The organism is Aetokthonos hydrillicola CCALA 1050, assembly GCF_017591665.1.
GTDB lineage: Bacteria > Cyanobacteriota > Cyanobacteriia > Cyanobacteriales > Nostocaceae > Aetokthonos > Aetokthonos hydrillicola.
Window position 1 is genome coordinate 1 of the sequence record NZ_JAAKGC010000440.1, and the last position, 1,115, is coordinate 1,115.

At 40.9% G+C, this 1,115-nt stretch carries 2 protein-coding genes; one reads left to right on the forward strand and one right to left on the reverse strand.

The window, feature by feature from the left end; translation table 11 throughout:
• Positions 1-856 (forward strand): hypothetical protein (locus tag G4P69_RS38695; RefSeq protein WP_208355330.1); only part of this gene is annotated, 856 nt, incomplete at its 5' end.
• A 68-nt stretch (positions 857-924) separates the two neighbouring features.
• Here G4P69_RS38695 and G4P69_RS38700 read toward each other — a convergent pair.
• Positions 925-1,115, reverse strand: a 191-nt coding sequence (locus G4P69_RS38700) for a TPR end-of-group domain-containing protein (protein ID WP_208355332.1), incomplete at its 5' end; no start/stop codon positions are given.

Here is a 1,115-nt window from a genome sequence, read left to right on the forward strand (position 1 = left end):
TGTTGCACAGTCAGCGCCAGGAACCCTTTATAGTGCAAAAGTTTCTAACAGCAACTCCACATCTCCTTCTGATGCCAACAGTACCCCCCAAATTACTATCAGAGCTTCCAACCCCACGACTGGTCAACAATTATCGAGTTCTGAGATTCCGGCAAAAACTGTTAGCAACGCTAACACAGCTGTTGAAGCGACTCCCAAATCTACTGCAACCGACTCTGGCGAACGTTTAACTGGTTTAACCACCTTATCTGATGGCACATTGGTTAAAACCTCTGTATCCAGTTCCCAAGATGGTGATGTGACTCGCTTGGTATTTACAGATCCTAAAACTTCTAAAACGACAGACACTCTGAAAGTCTCAGGGTTTTCAAATGACAATAGTACAGTTGAAAGCATACTAGCAACTAAAAACGATACTCTCTTGGGCATTATTAGCCTGAATGAAGGAGTTCTCCCCTTTGATTTAGGAACTATTGACCGCAAAACAGGTAAAGTCTCAAATAGTAATGCAGCAGGTTTGCCAAAACTCGACTCTAACCGACGCTACAGTAATCTGACACAAGCAGCGGATGGAACAATTTACGCTACTAGTCTAGGTAGAGAAGGTGCTACAAAATTGGTACGCATAGATTTGACAAATAAATCAGTCACTACAGTCGTGGAATTGAGCTATAACAACAATCCTTTGAGCAATGACTTGTTGAGCTTAACGATTTCTCCTTCTGGTCAATTTTACGCTCTTGCTAATCCTAATTATGAGGCTACTAATTCTCTGTTCACCGTGGATACTAGAACCGGGGTTCTGTCTCGTGTGAGGGAACTTGATGCTGAGCAAATTACCTTTTCCCGTTCTTAGTTAGTCTTCGTGCGTTAGGAGAAAGTCCTAACGCACCTTATAAGTGATTGATGAATTTTACACATTTACTAACTTGCAATTAACTGCTTGAAGTGTTCATCTTTTGCAATTTCATCAAAATCGATGTCACTTTCTGCATCTTGTTTATATCTAGGATTGAGGTTAATTGCTAGTTGTAAATTTTTGACGGCTAGCTCTACGTGTCTTTGTAGTGCATAACAAGCTGCTTTATTGTAATAGGTATTGGCGTCGTTAGCAT